At 39.1% G+C, this 19,417-nt stretch carries 15 protein-coding genes; 12 read left to right on the forward strand and 3 right to left on the reverse strand.

Annotated elements, in window-relative coordinates; genetic code table 11:
• The first annotated feature begins 303 nt into the window (after positions 1-303).
• From MTF68_RS00670 to MTF68_RS00695, 6 genes are read left to right on the forward strand one after another with little or no spacing between them, the layout of a single operon-like run.
• Positions 304-1,707 carry an undecaprenyl-phosphate glucose phosphotransferase gene (locus tag MTF68_RS00670; protein WP_248461346.1) on the forward strand — a complete coding sequence of 468 codons (1,404 nt, stop codon included), beginning with the start codon at positions 304-306 and terminating at the stop codon, positions 1,705-1,707.
• Complete coding sequence (locus MTF68_RS00675; RefSeq protein WP_248461347.1) at positions 1,691-2,908, forward strand: outer membrane beta-barrel protein; 1,218 nt, start codon at positions 1,691-1,693, stop codon at positions 2,906-2,908. Before MTF68_RS00670 ends, MTF68_RS00675 begins: the two co-directional genes overlap by 17 nt.
• Positions 2,905-3,423, forward strand: a complete 519-nt coding sequence (locus MTF68_RS00680; protein WP_096739743.1) for a polysaccharide biosynthesis/export family protein — start codon at positions 2,905-2,907, stop codon at positions 3,421-3,423. The genes MTF68_RS00675 and MTF68_RS00680 overlap by 4 nt, the downstream gene beginning before the upstream one ends.
• A 23-nt stretch (positions 3,424-3,446) precedes the next feature.
• Positions 3,447-5,669, forward strand: a complete 2,223-nt coding sequence (locus MTF68_RS00685; RefSeq protein WP_248461348.1) for a polysaccharide biosynthesis tyrosine autokinase — start codon at positions 3,447-3,449, stop codon at positions 5,667-5,669.
• 13 nt (positions 5,670-5,682) lie between these two features.
• On the forward strand, positions 5,683-6,411 hold the full coding sequence (locus tag MTF68_RS00690; RefSeq protein WP_248461349.1) for a CpsB/CapC family capsule biosynthesis tyrosine phosphatase: 729 nt from the start codon (positions 5,683-5,685) through the stop codon (positions 6,409-6,411).
• Entirely contained in the window at positions 6,404-7,099 is a 696-nt protein-coding gene (locus MTF68_RS00695) for a VpsP family polysaccharide biosynthesis protein (protein ID WP_248461350.1), read from the forward strand. The genes MTF68_RS00690 and MTF68_RS00695 overlap by 8 nt, the downstream gene beginning before the upstream one ends.
• Before the next feature lie 102 nt (positions 7,100-7,201).
• On the opposite strand, the gene MTF68_RS00700 is transcribed toward MTF68_RS00695, so the two are convergent.
• Together MTF68_RS00700 and rsmF are read right to left on the reverse strand one after the other, a co-directional pair.
• Entirely contained in the window at positions 7,202-8,290 is a 1,089-nt protein-coding gene (locus MTF68_RS00700) for an acyltransferase (RefSeq protein WP_248461351.1), read from the reverse strand.
• A gap of 472 nt (positions 8,291-8,762) precedes the next feature.
• A complete protein-coding gene (rsmF, locus tag MTF68_RS00705) occupies positions 8,763-10,214 on the reverse strand; it encodes a 16S rRNA (cytosine(1407)-C(5))-methyltransferase RsmF (RefSeq protein ID WP_248461352.1) in 1,452 nt (483 codons plus the stop codon).
• 264 nt (positions 10,215-10,478) lie between these two features.
• On the opposite strand from rsmF, the gene MTF68_RS00710 reads away from it, so the two are divergent.
• The 6 genes from MTF68_RS00710 (at position 10,479) to MTF68_RS00735 (ending at position 18,124) form a co-directional block, all read left to right on the forward strand.
• Positions 10,479-11,165, forward strand: coding sequence for a GntR family transcriptional regulator (locus tag MTF68_RS00710; protein ID WP_024032638.1), 687 nt, complete (start codon positions 10,479-10,481; stop codon positions 11,163-11,165).
• Positions 11,166-11,434: 269 nt separating this feature from the next.
• Positions 11,435-12,313, forward strand: coding sequence for a methylisocitrate lyase (prpB, locus tag MTF68_RS00715; protein WP_248461353.1), 879 nt, complete (start codon positions 11,435-11,437; stop codon positions 12,311-12,313).
• Positions 12,314-12,360: 47 nt separating this feature from the next.
• The gene (gene prpC, locus MTF68_RS00720; RefSeq protein WP_248461354.1) at positions 12,361-13,488 is read left to right on the forward strand and encodes a 2-methylcitrate synthase; all 1,128 of its coding nucleotides are present in this window, start codon (positions 12,361-12,363) and stop codon (positions 13,486-13,488) included.
• 116 nt (positions 13,489-13,604) lie between these two features.
• Positions 13,605-16,214: a Fe/S-dependent 2-methylisocitrate dehydratase AcnD gene (gene acnD / locus MTF68_RS00725; RefSeq protein ID WP_248461355.1), complete on the forward strand. Its 2,610-nt coding sequence runs from the start codon at positions 13,605-13,607 to the stop codon at positions 16,212-16,214.
• Positions 16,215-16,226: 12 nt separating this feature from the next.
• Positions 16,227-17,393: a 2-methylaconitate cis-trans isomerase PrpF gene (gene prpF / locus MTF68_RS00730; protein WP_248461356.1), complete on the forward strand. Its 1,167-nt coding sequence runs from the start codon at positions 16,227-16,229 to the stop codon at positions 17,391-17,393.
• A gap of 278 nt (positions 17,394-17,671) precedes the next feature.
• Positions 17,672-18,124, forward strand: a complete 453-nt coding sequence (locus MTF68_RS00735; RefSeq protein ID WP_248461357.1) for a hypothetical protein — start codon at positions 17,672-17,674, stop codon at positions 18,122-18,124.
• A gap of 54 nt (positions 18,125-18,178) precedes the next feature.
• Here MTF68_RS00735 and glp read toward each other — a convergent pair whose 3' ends face one another.
• Positions 18,179-19,393 (reverse strand): gephyrin-like molybdotransferase Glp, encoded by a 1,215-nt coding sequence (gene glp, locus MTF68_RS00740; RefSeq protein WP_248461359.1) that lies wholly within the window; start codon positions 19,391-19,393, stop codon positions 18,179-18,181.
• Positions 19,394-19,417: the final 24 nt, after the last annotated feature.

Below are 19,417 nucleotides of genomic sequence, written 5' to 3' on the forward strand. Positions count from 1 at the left end.
AAATGTGATTTTTAATATAATATGTGGCAGGCTCTGGGTAAGGTGAAGAAGTTTTGTTTGTAAAACGTTTATAAATATTAGTTTATTTTAAGCTAAATAGAATTTTGAATGAAAGATTTGTTTAACTTTGTTTAACTTTGTTTAGCTTAGTTTATATTTATTTTTATTTTGTATGTATGCTGATTTATTTTTTTAATTCACGTATAACTGGATTGTATTATTGAATCTTTGAATATACTCATATAACATAATTTACGCTTTTGTAAGCATTCTCACTTCAAGATATCTATAAGGATTAATAGTATGACATCTTCAAGGACATTTAAACCAACTGGCTCTTCAGATGCTAATTTTTATCGATTATTCGACATTTTTGCATTATTTATTGCTTTTCAATTCTCTGTTTTATTCTACGGAATTGACCTTACTCCTATATACATGGTTACTGCATTAACAGTAGCATTGAGTTTTTTATATTTCGCTGAAATTTTATCTGCATACAGGTCATGGCGTGCAGGGAAGTTTAGAACCATGGTAATGTGTGCTTGTGGGGCTTTATTTATCTCATTCTCATTTCTACTTTTAGTTTCTTTTATATTTAAATTCTCCGACTCGCTTTCTAGAATAGGCCTCGGGTTATGGTTTCTTCTAAGTGTAACATTTATGTATGGTTGGCGGCTGGCAGCATATTTATTTAAAAGAAATAGGAGAAAGTTAGGGATCAATTTACGTAACGTTGCAATTGTTGGGGCTACTGAGTCAGCCGTTCACCTATATAATGAGATCAACAAAAATGATGAATTAGGATTCAGGTTCTTAGGCTTTTACGACGACCGAAAACCAGAACGTTTATTTGAGAACTCGATTAAATACGAAGTGTCAGGGAAAGTGCAAGATGCTGTAAGTGCTGCCCGCAATGGAGATATAGGTGTTTTATATATTGCACTACCAATGAAAGCAGATAAGCGAATTGCTGATATATTGTTACAGTTGGGCGACACTACGGTTGATGTACATATTATTCCAGATTTTTTAGTTTCTAACTTGATACACGCGCGAATTGAACATGTTGGAGAGCTTGATACACTAAGTGTGTTTGAATCTCCCTTTATAGGAGCACGAGAGTTTATCAAGCGTACTGAAGACATAGTAGTTGCGGTGTTGATTTTGATGCTTATTTCTCCTTTGCTAATTGCTCTAGCACTAGCAGTAAAACTAACATCTCAAGGACCTGTTATTTTTAAACAAGATCGCTATGGCCTCGATGGCAGAAAGATAAAGGTATGGAAGTTTCGCTCTATGAGTGTTACAGAAAACAGTGATGTGGTTACTCAAGCTAAAAAAAATGATGCTCGTATCACGCCACTGGGCAGCTTTTTACGTCGTACTAGTTTAGATGAGCTTCCCCAATTTATAAATGTATTAAAAGGCGATATGTCTATCGTGGGGCCTCGGCCTCACGCTGTTGCGCATAATGAGGAATATCGTAAAAAAGTAGAGTTTTATATGTTACGTCACAAAGCTAAGCCTGGTATTACAGGTTGGGCACAAATAAATGGCTGGCGAGGCGAAACTGATACCCTAAATAAAATGGAAAAACGTGTTGAATTTGACCTGCACTATATTAAACATTGGTCGCTTTGGTTAGATATAAAAATTATTTTTATGACAATTTTTAAAGGGTTCAAAAATGCAAATGCATATTAAAACACTTTTATTTGTAGTTACCTTTTTCAACCTGTTTTTAGCTTTGCCAGCAATTGCTAGCTTTTCACATGGTAGTATTATAACTGAAAGTGGAGTCAAAATAACACCGACCATTCAGACCGGCTTCAGCAGTAATAATAACTTTTTCAGTACGCCAGAAGATGAAAAGTCACGCCTAATTTGGACTTTTGAGCCAAATTTAAAAGCTGCAATTGAAGACGGACCTGATAGCTATAAATTAGATATCGGCACGCATAGCGCATTACATAATAAAGATTCGCTCGATAATTATACTCAAGTAAATATTGGAACAGCTATCCATAAAGAGTTTACCAGTAAACAGCGTCTTGATATGAAAGGTAATATAGATTGGCTATATGAAAAGAGGGGTCGTGGTTTAACAGAAGGTCTTGGTGATGATATTGATGAGTTAGTAAAGTATCAATTGAAAAATGCTTCTGCTCGTTACGAATATGGTGCGCAAAGCGCCAAAGCGTTAATTGCATTTGAGGGGGGGTATTTCAGTAAAGAATATCAAAATTTTAAAGAGCTCTCACAATATCGCGACTACGATAAATATTTAGTTGGTATTACTGGTTATTATAATACTCAAGCAGCTACTCGAATGTTTATAGAGGCTAAACAAGAAAACTATCGTTATGACGTATTAGCCAGTAGTGGTGTAACGAGAGATAGCAACGACCTGAAAATTCTTGGAGGCATACAGTGGGACGCTTCAGCAATAACTTCAGGAACATTCAAGTTAGGTTATCAGAATAAAGACTTTGAAGCTAATGAGCGTGAGAGTTTTAGTGGTTTAAGCTGGGAGGCTTCTGTCAGTTGGAAACCGCTTAGTTATTCTACGCTGCAATTAAGAACCAGTCGTTCAGCAAAGGATCCTCTTGTGCAAGGGGATTATATTAAAGAAAGTCTATATGGTGTGGACTGGAGTCATGATTGGAGCAATAAACTAAGCTCACTTGCTAGAGTTAGTTATATGAATGAACAGTATACAGGAAACATTGGCCGAGAAGATAAAACTAAAAATCTTCGCTTGGGTATAAGTTATATGGCAAATAAATTTGGTATGGTTTCCACATACGTAGACTTTGTTGATAAAAACTCTAGTCAATATTTAATTGAATATGACAGAGTAACTGTAGGAATTAATTTTACATTTGCATTAAAGGCTAATAAATGAAGTTTGTTTTTTTTTTAGTACTATCTCTAGTTTGTAATGTTTGCTTTGCCCAAAGTGACAAAAATTATGTCTTAGGTGCTGGTGATAAAGTAGAAATTAAGGTATTCGGCGAACCTGACTTAACGGTGACAGCACTCCTTGGCAATAGCGGGGAGGTTAATTATCCGTTTTTAGGAAAAGTAACGCTTTCAGGACTTAATACCTCAGAGGTTGAACATGTAATTGCTAAAGGTTTACGCCCAGATTATCTAGTTAACCCCAATGTTTATGTACAAGTAATTCAGTACAGACCCTTCTATATTCATGGTGAAGTTAAAAATCCTGGTGCTTACCCTTATCAACCTGCTATGACTGTGAATCAAGCTATAGCGCTTGCTGGCGGCTTAACTGAGCGAGCATCTGTCGATAAAATTTTTATATTTAAAGAGCAAACAAAACAGCAGCAACAAAAGGGAAATTTAAACAGCCAAATTGCAGCGGGCGATACAATTAAAATAGAACAACGCTTGTTTTAAAGCAGTTTACAAGGCAGTAATGAATGAACGAAATAAATGAAAAAAATAATAATGAAGATATTATTGATTTAGGCTCCTATTTAAAAGTAGTTATGCGTGCAAAATGGCGCATTATGAGTTTTGCTAGTGTGATTACTTTGCTCACGATCATGATAACTTTCACTTTAGTACCAAAATATATTGCAACAGCTACGCTACTTATTGAGGCTGAACAAGCTAAGGCAGTTAGCTTTGAAGAAATATATGGACTCGACTCTAATCAAAAAGAATACTACCTCACACAATTTGAAGTAATAAAGTCAGATAGTATCGCTCGCGAAGTTATCCGCAAGCTTGAGTTAAAAAGCCATCCAGACTTTATAGCTAAGCCTAGCGCTTTCAATCAATTAAAGACACTAATAAAACAAGAGTTAAAACCATATTTACCCATTAATAAAAAAGAAGCCACTATTTACTCGCCTGATGAGCAAGCCGAACGTGAAATGCTAAGCTTATTAGGGGCTTTTAAATCACGCTTGTCAGTATCTCCAATTCGAAATACACAGTTGGTACGTGTCAGCTTTGAATCGAGCGACCCTAAGTTAGCAGCACTGGTGGCCAATACTGTTGGGCAAGTGTATATAGATAGTCAAATGCGAGCTAAAATGGGAATCACACAGCAGGCTTCCAGTTGGTTGAACACCCGATTATCTCAATTACGTATTCAGTTAGATGACTCTGAAGTACGTCTGCAAGCTTACCGTGAGCAGCAAGAGCTAGTGGATATTGAAGGTATAGCTGGGCTTGCAACACAAGAGCTAGAACAAATATCACAGCAATTAATAGTTGCTCGTAATGAAAAAAATAATTTACAAAGTATCAATCGAGTAATTAGTGAATATGGCAATAATAATTTAGAGTTATTAGGAAGTATGCCTGAAATTACTTCGCACCAAGTCATACAAAATGTAAAACGAGACGTTGTTATTGTTGAGAGAAAGCTAAGTGAATTAGGTGAAGTGTATGGGCCAAAGCACCCTAAAATAATCTCCGCAAAAGCAGAACTTGCTACCGTTAAGAGTAACCTCAATAAGCAAATTAAAGGGCTTGTTACTGGTATTGAAAAGGAACTCAATCGTATAACGCGTACAGTAAGCGCACTTGAGCGTGATTTGATAAAAATACGCGCTGAATACCAAGACATCACTCGTAAAGAAACAAAATATAATCAATTAAAACGTGAGGTAGAGACTAACCGCAATATATTTAACACGTTTTTATCTCGTTCGAAAGAAACTGAAGTTACAAGCGATTTTAGCTCGGCTGCCGCTCGCTTTACAGATAAAGCATACGCTCCGAACAGTCCATCAAAACCGAATAAAAAATTAATTATTATTTTATCTTTTGTTGGTAGCTTTTGTTTTGCTGCTGTAATGAGTTTTGTATTTGATGCGTTAAACGATACTGTAAAAACAAAAAGTGATGTAGAAGATAAAATTGCTCAGCGCATGTTAGGCTTACTACCTCATGTGAAAACACCTAGGAAAAGTACTTTCCCTATTCATGCATATTTAGATGAAAAATACAGACTTTTTGCTGAATCAGTTCGTACTTTTCGTACAAGCTTACTGTTAACTCAGCTTGATCGTGAACTTAAAGTAATTGCAATCACGTCAAGCACTCCCGGTGAAGGTAAAACCACGACCTCAGCTAATTTAGCAATGTCATTAGCGCAGATGGGTAAAGTGTTATTAATTGATGCGGATTTACGTAAACCAAGTATCGCGAAGCGCTTTGATATCCCTGTATTCCACCCCGGCTTGAGTAACTTAATAGTAGGTACAGAGCATTTTAGCGAGTGCGTTCATGTAGATGGGCAGTCTGGTGTGGCTATTATGCCGAGCGGACAAATTCCAGCTAATCCGCTTGAGCTTTTATCTAGCCAACGTTTTAATGAAGTGCTTGAGGTATTAAAAACAAAATATGACCACATAATAATTGATACTCCACCAACACAAGCGGTAAGTGATGCTTTAGTAATTGCTAAAAGTTCTGACTCCGTTATTTACGTTGTTAAATCTGATGTTACACGCATCAAACCAATTAAGGCTGGGGTTGAGCGTTTATTTGAAGCTAAGGCCCATGTTGCTGGAATAGTATTAAACCAAGTTGATATTAGTAAAAGAAAAGATGAGCACAGCCATGGGTATTACGATTATTACGATTATTACGATTATTCGCAAAAGCCTGCTCAATCAAGTTCTTAGTAGGTGATCGCGTATGTTTGATATTCATTCACATATTTTGCCTGGTCTAGATGACGGCGCTAAAGATTTACAAGAGTCTTTAGCTCTTTTGAAAGTGGCTCAAGATGACGGCATAACGCACATGGTGGCCACACCGCATATTCATATTGGGCGTTTTGATAATTCGGTTTCCCACCTTTATACTGATATTGCAAAATTAAAGGCAGGGGCTTTGGCAGCAGGTATCAAAATGCAGCTGGCAGTTGCTGCAGAGGTTAGGCTTGATATTGAGCTAATGGCATTGGTTTTATCAAATAAGCTACCGTTTATTGGCTCTCTTGGTTCTGATAATTATATATTATTGGAACTACCTCATTCACATGTACCGCAAGGTTATGATAAGTTCATTAATTGGCTTGCAAAGCAAGGAATTAGAGTCATTATTCCTCACCCAGAGCGCAATAGAGAGATTCAAGCAAACCCCTTTTATATTGAACGATTAAATCAATTAGGATGCGACTTTCAGTTAACCGCTTCAAGTTTAGAGGGGGCCTGGGGCGAAAGTGCAAAAGCGATTAGTATTAATATGCTCGAAAATAACTTAGTACGGTATATAGCATCCGATGCACACTCAATCAAAAGACGTCCACCCATATTAAGCAATGCAAAAAAAATAGTGAAACAATTATTGGGTGAGGACAAAGCGGAAGATTTATTCGTAAATAATCCAAAACACTTAACGAGCACGTTGTTTAATGGCTAAGACCAAGCAGTTAGTTAATATTTTTTTCCTTGGTATTATAATACTTGTTATTAGCATTGAGAGCGTAAATAGCATGCGCGCTAATGTGTGGTATTTTAAGGCTGTCAATACTCTAAAGCAGCCTAAAGCATTAATGACTCCTGCAGAGCTAAAGCTTGCTGATGATGCAATTACTTTAGCTTTAAAGCTTGAGCCTACTCAGGCACATTATTGGCAGCTCAGCGCTTATGTAAAAATGCTTGGATTGACTTTAAAGGATATGACAAGTGAAGATTCGTTACTTGCTTACAAAGCTATTGAACAAGCGCTTTTAACTTCCCTTCAAAATAGACGGGCTTGGTCCGAAACGTGGATGGAACTTGCAAAAGTAGTAGGTAGTCAAGAAGGGCTTTCTCAGCGGGTATTAAGGTATATAGATCAAGCAAAAAAAACGGGCCCTTATAAGTTTGAAGTAAGATCAGGCATCATTCAGATAGCATTAATTAATTGGCCTCAACTTCCTCCTAATTTCAAAGCTCAATATATGAATGAGTTAAATTTAGCTGCGCAATATGATGAGAAGCTCGAACAAACTTTTGATATTGCGAACCAAATTAATAAAGTAACATTATTGTGCATGTCACTACAGTTTGGAAGTGAATTCAAATCTGTGAGAAAAAGTTCCACATTTGGAATGTATTGTAAATGAGTACTAATAATTTCAAGATAAGCTTATCAATTTTAACAAGAGTTATTAATTTCTAAAATCATATAGAACTGTGTCTAAGATATTATTTTGTATTATAAAAAATTACTTTTTATTTAAAGCTAGGCCTTTTTTTTCTATGGTATTGTAAGTTATTTTCGAAATATAAATAATTACAGCCAATGTAAGTAAAATAAATACATTGTTAACTTCCGCTCCTCCTAAGTCTAAGTACCGTTGTGAGCTTATAGTTGGCGCTACATTTATCCCTGTTATTTTTTGAATAATTATACCTATCGAAGTCAAAATGAATAATATTGCCGCATGGGTCATATATATTGAGTAAGATAGCTTGCCTATAGTTTGAAAAGCATTAAGTTTTAAAAGTTTTGATAGTAAGCCTGCTTCATATGCAAAAAATAATACAGTTAATAAGAATAGTATTGGAGCAATTAAGGATTTAAATTTAAAGTTAACAATCACGACTTGGACTATCAGAAATAAGAGTAATAGTTCTATTACTGTAGCTAATGCAGGGGGGAATTTAAAATGTGAAGATTTTTTGAAAAGTAAATAAATTACAGTACCACCAAAAAAGCAAGATAACCCTTTCAAAACACTCTCTACTAATATATCCGATTTAAAATATATAAGGCTGAAAGCGATAGCTGATATACAGAACCAAACAATGGACTTACTGGTTTTAAAAAAGGCTATAGTAAAAAAGAGCAAAACATAACTATAGAATTCTATACTTATACTCCATGATGGGTAGTTAAAGCTTAGAGGGTCACTAAAAGGAGTCCAAGAGTGTATCAATAGTAGGTTAGGGAGAATTTGTTCAACTGATGTGTCATTTGTAAAAGGTAAATTATTAAATGAAATTCCTCCTAGTTTATAGGCAAATAACTTCCCAAGCTCTAGAAGGATAAATATAGCTAACATAAATATATGTAGTGGATATATGCGGAAAAAACGGGCTTTAATGAATGCGTTAAAATTTAGATCTTTCTTTTCGCCGTAGCCATGTGCCAAAACAAAGCCACTTAAAATAAAAAAGAACTCTACAAATATTGCACTACCTCTAAAAAAATCCAATTCAGTTATTGAGTTAACAAAGTGCATGTGAAAAATCACGACTGAGATAGCACAAATGCCCCTAAATGAATCAAGTGCTTCAAATCTTTTTTTCAAAACTTAGTCCTTTAAAGTGATTTCGCCTACGGAATAAAACCCTATTTAAAGTTACTATATAACTAATTTTAAAAAGATTATATAAAACTTATCTTTAAGCATATTGAAAATATTTCTAAATTATAAGTTAATACTTAACAATTATTAATTAAGGTCGGGTTAACATCTTGAAGGGAGTGGGTTAGGTTGAATTAATCAAGAGGGCTTATGATTAATATTAAACTAAGTCAAATTAATATAAACCACTCTTGAGAAAACGCCCAGAGCCACTATTAGCTCTGGGCTACAAATGGCTCTTAGTTGAGCCTTGCGCTAACTAAATACACTTTCGCAATTCTTAGGGAGAAGAAGAAAGTACCTGTAAGTGTAGTTAACTAATTTTCAAAACTCTAAATTTTGTTTGTTTATTAACCATAAATGATAACAAAGACTTAATAATGTTGTTCACAGGTTACCCTTTGTGTTGAGTGCTTTATGCCCAGCTTATTAACTGGGTATTTTGCACAAGATCGCGTGGCAAAGAGTTTTTGATCTTATTCTTTTGCCATTTACCTAGTCCTATCGGGCAGCCACATAAGGTTAGTACTACTTCGCCGGTGGCTTTTGTAACGTCTTCTAGGCGTATATCTTTACCAGTAAAGTAGTCGTTTGCTTGCTCGTTTGTTAAAGCATACGTATTGCTTTTGCATTCATTACCAAACACGGTAGCAAACTCGTGAGTAAGCCTTACGCCATTTTTATGAATAATACCTAGTTGAATACCTAAACGTGCGTATTTTATTTTGTTTTGAACGGCTTCAAACCCATCAGGGAATAACCACAGCTCTTTATCGCGCTGCATTAACTTACCTGGCAGCGCTTTTAAGCCAAACTGTTTTTTAAGCTCGCTCATAAAAGAAGTGGTTTGTTTTTTATCAAACTCGTTAAACGGAAACGCACCTTTTTTAACGCTTTGGGTTGGATTATTGCAGCTTGCGAGTTTTTTAAACTTAGCGATAAAAAAGCCTTCACTGTCGAATGTTTGCGGCCACACATGTAAATAGCCCTCGGCGGTTGTTGCTTTTTCTGCCCTTTCAAATAAATCACTTAGCGATTGCGGCTCAATATAGTCGCCAAATTCATTCAGTAGGTAGTTGCATACTTGTTGGTTTTCGAGCGGGGTAAGCGTACAGGTTGAATACACCAGTGTACCGCCTGGTTTCAATGCGTAAAAAGCGCTTTTAATTAAATCTTTTTGAACTTGAGCAATTTCTATATTTGATTCTATTGACCAGTTTTTAAGTGCATCGGCGTCTTTACGTACGGTACCTTCGCCAGAGCAGGGTGCATCAAGCAAAATGCTATCAAAGCATTCAAACATATAGTTACCAAATATGACGCCATCAAAGTGCGAAAGCGCACAGTTACCAACGCCCATACGTTTAAGCGTAGCGCTAAGTACTTTTAAGCGTGATGACGAAAGCTCGTTGGCAACAAGTACGCCTTGATTATTCATTATTGCGGCAAGTTGCGAAGTTTTAGAGCCAGGCGCTGATGCCATATCAAGTACGTAATTATCTTGTAAATCTGAGTTTTCAATACTTTGTTTTAGTGCCATAGGTGGCAGCATTGAGCTTGCCTCTTGTACGTACATGGCGCCGCTTAAATGTAAGTCGGTATTGCCTAATGCTAAGTTTTGTTCTTCATCGCTTGGGCGTTCTAGCCAAAAACCCTCACTACACCAAGGTATTGGTGTAAGTTGCCAGTTTTTTTTCTCTGCACGGTGTTTAAATTCGGCAACGCTAATTTTTAATGTATTTACACGAATAGATTTTCTGAGAGGGCGACGGCACGCGTTTATAAAGTCGTCTAAATTGAGGTGCGCAGGTAAATAGGTTTTTACGTCGTCAATAAAATGCTCAGGAATAAAAGTGTTGGCGTTCACGCGTTGGCTCGTACATTAAAAATAAAGCGCGATATTAGCACTTTTAACGCACTATTTCAGTGTTAAATAGCGGCTTTATAATTTGTTGGTATGTCGACATATTGTGTTTTTAGTTTAATTTAAAAGCAAATTTATACGACTTTAGATTAACAGTGTCGACAATGAGTGTGTTTTTTACTCATTTTCACCTCAGGTGGGGTTGACATGTTTTTTTATTAAGCACATAGTTAACACATCAATTGTCGACAATTTATTTATAAAGCCATGACGCAACCTTTTTTAAACGATACACCTATTACTACAGCATCTGATCAAGTGTTTGTTGATATGCGCCGTGAAATAGTAGAAGGCAGCATACAGCAGGGCAGCAAAATATCGGAGCCTGAGCTTGCAAAGCGCTACGGTGTAAGCCGTGCGACGCTTAGAGAAGCGCTTAATCGCTTAGAAAGCTGTTACTTAGTGGAGCGTAAAGCCAATGTAGGTTGCCGAGTAGTGGCGCTAACCGCAGAGCGTTTAATTGAAGTATACCAAGTACGCAGCTCGCTTGAAGGCTTAGCATGTAGGCTTGCTGCCGACAATATGGCAGCCGATGAGGTTAAAGGCTTAAAGCAATTACTTAACCAACATTTGCAAACGCAACGTGTTAAAGAGGGTGAGTCGTACTATCAAGAAGCGGGCGATTTAGACTTTCATTATCGCATTATTAAAGGCAGCAAAAACGCTCATTTAATCCATTTGTTATGTAACGAGCTTTACCAATTAATACGTATGTACCGTGTACAAATGGGCATGGTAGGGCCGCGCGTATCAAAAGCGTTTGACGAGCACTTAGCCATTATTAACGCGATAGAAAACCACGATGGTGAACTTGCCGAAATGCTGATGAAACGACATATCAGTGCATCGCAAGCAAATATTCAAACCAAATTTGATGTATACCAATCAATATGAGTATTCGAACAATTTAACTGATTAAATCGCTCTATAACGTTGTTAAGAATTTTTTATTTAGAACCACTAAACATAAAAATTATTGCCTAGTTACAGAACGATTTTCTTAGCGTTAAATAGACCTCATACACATACAGATTGGTATTTGTCATAAACAAAAACTTTATAAAAGCTAAAAGCTAAAAGCTAGTAACAGTTAAACAGTCACAATGTCAGATTAAAAATATAAGTTACTCCATGTAGCAACCGTTCAAAGTGAGGAGAAAATAATGTCAGCAGGATTAAAATTTAAACAGGCCATTGCGAATAACCGCCCATTACAAGTGGTGGGTACTATTAATGCATACACAGCCATGATGGCTGAAAAAATGGGCCACCAAGCTATTTATCTCTCAGGTGCTGGTGTTGCGAACGCCTCTTTTGGTATGCCCGATTTAGGCATGACCAGCCTTGATAATGTACTTGAAGATATTCGCCGTATTACCGGTGCCAGCGATTTGCCACTACTGGTAGATGCCGATACAGGCTGGGGCGGGGCGTTTAATATTGCGCGTACCGTTAAAGAAATGACCAAAGCAGGCGCAGCGGGTTTTCATATTGAAGACCAAGTGGCACAAAAGCGTTGCGGTCATCGCCCTAATAAAGAAATTGTAAGCCAAGGTGAAATGGTTGACCGCATTAAAGCCGCAGTTGATGCAAAAACCGATAGTGATTTTTACATTATGGCGCGTACCGATGCGTTTCAAAAAGAAGGTTTAAGCGCCGCGATTGACCGCGCAGCTGCCTGTGTAGAAGCGGGCGCAGACGCTATTTTTGCAGAAGCCGTGCACGACCTTGCCGATTACCAAGCATTTTCAAAAGCGATTAATGTACCAATTTTAGCTAATATTACAGAGTTTGGCCAAACGCCTATTTACACCAAAGAGCAGTTAAGTGAAGTAGGTGTAGAAATGGTGCTTTATCCTCTTAGTGCCTTTAGAGCAATGAATAAAGCCGCGCTTAATGTGTACTCCGCCATTTTAAATGAAGGCTCGCAGCAAAGCGAAATTGAGAATATGCAAACACGCGCCGAGCTTTACGAATTTTTAGATTACCACACATACGAAAACACACTCGATAACCTTTTTTCATCAAAATCTGACAAATAATAACTATTAAAATAGATAACACACACAAATTTAGATAGGAGAAGATCATGGTAGATAAAGCATTAGGCGGAGCAGGTTTACGCGGGCAAGTTGCAGGGCAAACCGCATTATGTACAGTAGGGCAAACAGGCTCAGGTTTAACGTATTGTGGGTACGATATTAGCGAACTTGCCGAAAAAGCACAGTTTGAAGAAGTGTCTTTTTTACTTTCACGCGGCGAGCTACCAACAGCAAATGAACTAGCCGAGTATAAAGCTAAATTAAAAAGCTTACGCGGCCTGCCAGATGCACTAAAAACCGTGCTTGAAAATATTCCTAAAGACGCGCATCCAATGGATGTTATGCGTACCGGTTGCTCAATGCTGGGTAACCTAGAAATGGAGCTTGATTTTAGCCAAGCAAACGATGCGATTGACCGTATGGTTGCAGTGTTTCCAAGTATTATTTGTTACTGGTACCGATTTACTCACGATGGCGTACGCATTGAAACACAAACTGATGACGACTCAGTGGGCGCGCACTTTTTAACTCTATTACACGACAAAGCACCGAGCGAGCTTTTTGCGCAAGTAATGAATGTGTCACTAATTTTATACGCAGAGCATGAATTTAATGCCTCTACATTTACTGGGAGAGTGTGTGCATCAACGCTTTCTGATATTCATTCTTGTGTAACGGGCGCTATTGGTACGCTACGTGGGCCACTGCATGGTGGTGCAAACGAAGCCGCTATGGATATGATTCAGGGTTTTACAAGTGCAGATCACGCTGAGCAAGAAATTATGGGTATGCTAGAGCGCAAAGATAAAATAATGGGCTTTGGACACGCTATTTACCGTGAGTCAGACCCACGTAACGTTATTATTAAAAAGTTCTCTGAAAAACTAGCTAAAGAGGTGGGCGATGATGTGCTTTACCCTGTGTCGGTTAGGTGTGAAGAAGTAATGTGGCGCGAGAAAAAACTGTTTTGTAATGCTGATTTTTTCCATGCATCGGCGTATCACTTTATAGGGATCCCAACTAAGTTATTTACGCCAATATTTGTGATGAGCCGGGTTACCGGCTGGACTGCACATGTTAAAGAGCAGCGTGCTAATAACCGTATTATTCGCCCAAGTGCAGATTACACAGGACCAGAGGCGCGCAGCTACACGCCAATTGAATCAAGAGGCTAATTAGTTACACATAATACCAATCCGTAACAATACTTAATTAAGCGGATTGGTATAGGGTGAGCAATACGCTCACCTCTTGCCTTTTATCTCCCGTCACCTATTAGCGAACAGATATTATGACCATAATTAATAACACCCAATACCGAAAACCATTGCCCGGCTCAAATGTGGATTACTACGATACGCAAGAAGCCGTTGATGCAATAAAGCCTGGTGCTTATGCCACATTGCCTTACACATCACGCGTACTTGCCGAAAACTTAGTGCGCCGCTGTGAGCCTGATATGCTAACCGATGCGCTTAATCAGCTTATTGAGCGTAAGCAAGATTTAGACTTTCCGTGGTATCCGGCGCGCGTAGTGTGCCACGATATTTTAGGCCAAACTGCATTAGTTGATTTAGCAGGCCTGCGCGATGCCATTGCTGCAAAAGGTGGGGATCCGGCAAAAGTGAATCCGGTTGTGCCTACCCAGCTAATTGTTGATCACTCATTAGCGGTTGAGCATGCAGGCTTTGACCCTGAAGCGTTTGAAAAAAACCGTGCAATAGAAGATAGACGTAACGATGACCGTTTTCATTTTATAAACTGGACTAAAACCGCTTTTAAAAATATTGATGTTATTCCGCCTGGTAACGGCATTATGCATCAAATTAACCTTGAAAAAATGTCGCCTGTTATTCAAAACCGCGATGGCATTGCATTCCCCGATACCTTAGTTGGTACCGACAGCCACACACCGCATGTGGATGCACTTGGTGTAATTGCTGTAGGTGTTGGTGGGCTTGAAGCCGAAAGCGTAATGCTTGGCCGCGCCTCTTACATGCGCCTGCCCGATATAGTAGGAGTTGAGCTTACAGGTACTCGTCAGCCAGGCATTACTGCAACCGACATAGTGCTGGCTATTACCGAGTTTTTACGCGCTCAGCGTGTTGTATCGACCTATTTAGAATTTTACGGCGAAGGCGCTGATGCACTAACCCTTGGCGACAGAGCAACTATTTCAAACATGACGCCAGAATTTGGTGCCACTGCAGCCATGTTTTATATAGACGATAAAACAATCGATTATTTGCGTTTAACAGGGCGTGATGAAGAGCAAATAGCGCTTGTAGAAAACTACGCTAAAACGGCTGGCCTTTGGAGCGATAGTTTAAAAACCGCAAAGTATGAGCGAGTGCTTAAATTTGATTTATCTAGTGTTGGACGCAATATTGCTGGGCCTTCAAACCCACATCGTCGTGTATCCACCAGCGATTTAGCAAAAGAAGGTATATCTGGCGTTGTTGAAAACGAAGAAGGCTTAATGCCAGATGGCGCCTGTATTATTGCTGCTATTACCAGTTGTACTAACACTAGTAACCCGCGCAACGTAATTGCTGCCGGCTTACTTGCACGTAACGCAAATGCCAAAGGGTTAATGCGTAAACCCTGGGTTAAAACGTCATTAGCACCGGGTTCAAAAGCGGTGCAATCATACCTAGAAGAAGCAAAATTACTTCCTGAACTTGAAAAACTTGGCTTTGGTATTGTGGGCTTTGCCTGTACTACCTGTAACGGCATGAGTGGCGCGCTTGACTCTGTAATTCAACAAGAAGTGATAGATCGCGACTTATACGCAACAGCGGTACTCTCGGGCAACCGTAACTTTGATGGGCGTATACATCCGTATGCTAAGCAAGCGTTTTTAGCGTCACCGCCATTAGTGGTGGCTTACGCTATTGCCGGTACTATTCGTTTTGATATTGAAAAAGGTGTACTAAGGAAAGATCAAAATGGTAACGACATAACGCTAAAAGATTTATGGCCAAGCGATGAAGAAATAGATGAAGTAATAAAGCAAAGTGTAAAGCCAGAGCAATTTAAAAAAGTGTACGAACCTATGTTTGATTTAACCGTAGATTACGGTGAAGACAACGACCCGCTATACAACTGGCGCGAGCAAAGTACCTATATTCGCCGCCCGCCATACTGGGAAGGTGCCCTTGCAGGTGAGCGAACCATGACCGGCATGCGCGCACTTGCTGTACTTGGCGATAACATTACAACGGATCATTTATCGCCATCAAACGCAATTATGGCAAGCAGTGCCGCGGGTGAATACTTAACTAAAATGAACGTCCCTGAAGAGGACTTTAACTCGTACGCAACGCACCGAGGCGATCACTTAACAGCGCAGCGCGCTACATTTGCAAACCCTAAATTGTTAAACGAAATGGTGCGTGATGAAAACGGCGAAGTTAAACAAGGTTCATACGCACGATTAGAGCCACAAGGTACTAACACACGTATGTGGGAAGCAATCGAAGCTTATATGCAGCGTAAACAACCACTCATTATTGTAGCCGGCGCCGATTATGGTCAAGGCTCATCGCGTGATTGGGCTGCAAAAGGGGTAAGGCTTGCAGGCGTTGAGGTTATAGCTGCAGAGGGCTTTGAGCGTATTCACCGTACTAACTTAATTGGTATGGGTGTTTTACCGCTTGAATTTAAACCGGGCACTACCCGTAAAACGCTTAACATTGATGGCAGCGAAAGCTTTGATGTAAAAGGTGAGCCAACACCAGGTGCAACGCTTGATTTAGTGATTACACGTAAAAATGGTGAGGTTCTAACAGTACCTATGAAATGCAGACTGGATACCCAAGAAGAACTTTCTATTTATGCCGCTGGTGGTGTATTACAGCGCTTTGCGCAAGACTTTTTAGAAGCTACGCAATCAGCATAAGGGGCGTGCATTATGTTTAAACCACAAATTAAAGTGCCAGCAACTTATATGCGCGGCGGCACCAGTAAAGGTGTATTTTTTAAGTTAACCGACTTACCCAAACCTGCCCAAGTGGCAGGTGAGGCGCGCGACAATTTACTGTTACGCATAATTGGTAGCCCCGACCCATATGGCAAACAAACCGATGGTATGGGCGGAGCAACATCAAGTACTAGTAAAACGGTTATTTTAAGTAAAAGCGAGCAACCTAACCACGATGTGGATTATTTATTTGGCCAAGTGGCAATAGATAAACCTTTTATAGATTGGAGCGGCAATTGCGGTAATTTAACCAGCGCAGTAGGTGCGTTTGCTATAACGAACGGCTTAGTTGATAAAAGCACAGTACCCGATAACGGTGTAGCCGTGGTGCGTGTATGGCAGGCCAATATTAAAAAAAGCATTTTAGTTCATGTGCCTATCACCAATGGCGAAGTGCAAGAAACTGGCGATTTTGAACTTGATGGCGTGACTTTTGCTGCTGCCGAGGTAAAGCTAGAGTTTTTAAACCCCGCCGATGGTGAAGGGGCGTTATTCCCAACAGGCAATGTAGTAGATGACTTAGAAGTACCAGGTGTTGGTACTTTAAAAGCCACCATGATAAACGCGGGTATTCCTACTGTATTTATTAATGCCGCGGATATTGGCTATAGTGGCACTGAGCTGCAAAGCGATATTAATAACGATACTGACGCACTTAAAAAGCTCGAAACTATTCGTGCCTATGGCGCAGTCAAAATGGGATTAATAGCGAATATTAACGAAGCGCAAACACGCCAACATACACCTAAAGTAGCCTTTGTGGCAGCGCCATTAGATTATAACGCGTCAAGTGGTAAGTTTATTGAAGCTACAACAATTGATCTATTAGTACGTGCTATGTCTATGGGCAAGCTTCATCACGCTATGATGGGCACAGCCGCAGTCGCTATTGGCGCAGCCGCCGCTATTGACGGTACGCTTGTTAATGTGGCCGCTGGTGGCGGGACATTGAACGAAGTTAACTTTGGCCACCCCTCTGGCACGCTAAAAGTAGGCGCAGAAGCTAAAAAAATAGCTGGAGATTGGCAAGTAACAAAAGCAAGTATGAGCCGCAGTGCTCGTGTGCTTATGGAGGGAGTTGTAAGAGTACCTCAATAGTATTTAACAAAATTAACCTGAATTCTGGATAATAAACCTATCTCTATCAGCTATTTTAAGCGCTAACTGCGTTGGATTTACTTAAAATTTCTGGTTAGAGAAAATAAATTTAAATATCACCATGATTCAATATGTTAGTAAATATCTTAGCCAGAGTTCAGATTAATTAGCAAAGCTAAAACATAATGTTTTTAATCTATTTATTATTTTTGTAGAATATGAATAAGCCCTTATTTTTAATTTAAGGACTTAGTTTCAAAAAAATAAAGGGATTTAAAATGAATAAAATGGTTATCGGGTTAGCTTTTACAGTTTCATCGTTTGGTGCACTTGGAGAAAGCGCTGATGGCTGGCCAGAAGGCGGTGTAATGCACACAGGCAATATTTATAATTTAGAGGGCAACAGATACAAAACTAAAATCAGTAAAATGATGAATGAAATCTACCCGCAACTAAATGACGACTACCAAGTAGATGCAGTTAAAGCGCAAATAAAAGCATGGGAGCACTATATAGATGCAACATGTAATGTTGTTGGCATAGCAACTAGCGCAGGTGGGAGTTGGCCTTCAACGTATAGCGTTAAATGCGAGCGAAGCCTCAGTTATGATAGATACTTTGCAACTAAAAATGCGCTAAAGTGTGTTAATAAACTGAGCGAAGCAGATTTTGTAGGACGTAGCGAAAAGCTAAATTGTTTAATTCAAACACTAAATATAAAAATATTTTAAGAGTAACAGCAGTGCTACAGCTATATTATACAGTTAGCTGTAGCATTTTTAGCTTTACAAAAACTCTATTTCTACGGTGTCGTCTTTTCCAATATTGCCACTTTCGGCGGGCACCACAATAAGGCAATTTGCGTGGCTAAGCGATGAGAGTACCCCCGAACCTTGCTTATTTATAGGCGTTACCAGTAGGTTATTGTTTTCGTCGGTACTGGCAATACCACGTTGAAAGTCGGTACGGCCGGGGCGCTTTTTAATCAGCGCTGTGGTGGTTGCTTTTAAACGTAACTTAGCAGTATGTTCATTTCCTGAAAGCTTTGTAAGGGCTGGCTTTACAAGTCGGTCAAGCGTAACGGCTGCCGATACGGGGTTACCTGGTAAACCAAAAAAGTAGCTGTTAGGTAATTTACCAAAAGCAAAGGGTTTGCCCGGCTTCATGGCAATTTTCCAAAAATGAATATCGCCAATTTCATTTAATACTTCTTTAGTAAAATCGGCTTCGCCAACCGATACACCACCAGAGCTTATTACGGCATCGGCTTGCTCGTTTGCTTTTAAAAATGTGTTTTTAATGAGCGTTTTATCATCGGCAATTATGCCAAAATCAATCACTTCTATATTGTTATCATTAAGCTCGCTTAATATAACAGCGCGATTACTTTCATAAATAGCTCCTGCTGGAAGCGCATTGCCAGGCTCTATAAGTTCATCCCCTGTAGAAAAAACCGCGACCTTTAGTGTTTCATATACACTTACTTGGTTAATACCAATAGAGGCAAGTAAGCCTACATCGACTGCTTTTAGTTTTCTGCCTGCTTTAAAAACAACACTATTTTTTGCAATGTCTTCACCTGCAAAGCGCACATTATTATTGAGCTCAATATGACCAGTAAATGTTATTTTATCATTATCTACGCTGGCGTTTTCTTGCATAACTACCGCATTAGCGCCAGGGGGCAGGGCAGCGCCGGTCATAATTCTAACGCATTGCCCAGGTGTTAAGGTGTTTTTAAAGGTTTGCCCAGCAAATACACTGCCTACTTGCTGATAAGTTGTTAGCCCTTCGCTTAGGCAAAGTGCATAGCCATCCATTGCCGAATTATCGTGAGCAGGCACATTTATATTGGATTTAATATCGTTTGCTAAAACACGGCCAACACTGTGCATTATTGAAATGGTTTCTGCGGCTTTATCAACGTTAATAGCGCTTAGCATGTTACTAATTGCGGTTTCTACTGGTAATAAACCAGGTGCATTGCATACATCGTTCATATATATTGTTTTTTATAATGTGTC

The sequence above is a fragment of the Pseudoalteromonas sp. 2CM37A genome, from assembly GCF_023161885.1.
In the GTDB taxonomy this organism is placed as follows: Bacteria; Pseudomonadota; Gammaproteobacteria; order Enterobacterales; family Alteromonadaceae; genus Pseudoalteromonas; species Pseudoalteromonas atlantica.

Excerpts from the sequence above, each read along its gene's own strand:
- MTF68_RS00675 (WP_248461347.1), top strand. The coding sequence starts at position 1,691 with ATGCAAATGCATATTAAAACACTTTTATTTGTAGTTACCTTTTTCAAC.
- MTF68_RS00735 (WP_248461357.1), top strand. The coding sequence starts at position 17,672 with ATGAATAAAATGGTTATCGGGTTAGCTTTTACAGTTTCATCGTTTGGT.
- MTF68_RS00710 (WP_024032638.1), top strand. The coding sequence starts at position 10,479 with ATGACGCAACCTTTTTTAAACGATACACCTATTACTACAGCATCTGAT.
- glp (WP_248461359.1), bottom strand. The coding sequence starts at position 19,393 with ATGAACGATGTATGCAATGCACCTGGTTTATTACCAGTAGAAACCGCA.
- prpB (WP_248461353.1), top strand. The coding sequence starts at position 11,435 with ATGTCAGCAGGATTAAAATTTAAACAGGCCATTGCGAATAACCGCCCA.
- prpC (WP_248461354.1), top strand. The coding sequence starts at position 12,361 with ATGGTAGATAAAGCATTAGGCGGAGCAGGTTTACGCGGGCAAGTTGCA.
- MTF68_RS00670 (WP_248461346.1), top strand. The coding sequence starts at position 304 with ATGACATCTTCAAGGACATTTAAACCAACTGGCTCTTCAGATGCTAAT.
- acnD (WP_248461355.1), top strand. The coding sequence starts at position 13,605 with ATGACCATAATTAATAACACCCAATACCGAAAACCATTGCCCGGCTCA.
- MTF68_RS00695 (WP_248461350.1), top strand. The coding sequence starts at position 6,404 with ATGGCTAAGACCAAGCAGTTAGTTAATATTTTTTTCCTTGGTATTATA.
- prpF (WP_248461356.1), top strand. The coding sequence starts at position 16,227 with ATGTTTAAACCACAAATTAAAGTGCCAGCAACTTATATGCGCGGCGGC.
- MTF68_RS00685 (WP_248461348.1), top strand. The coding sequence starts at position 3,447 with ATGAACGAAATAAATGAAAAAAATAATAATGAAGATATTATTGATTTA.
- MTF68_RS00680 (WP_096739743.1), top strand. The coding sequence starts at position 2,905 with ATGAAGTTTGTTTTTTTTTTAGTACTATCTCTAGTTTGTAATGTTTGC.
- MTF68_RS00690 (WP_248461349.1), top strand. The coding sequence starts at position 5,683 with ATGTTTGATATTCATTCACATATTTTGCCTGGTCTAGATGACGGCGCT.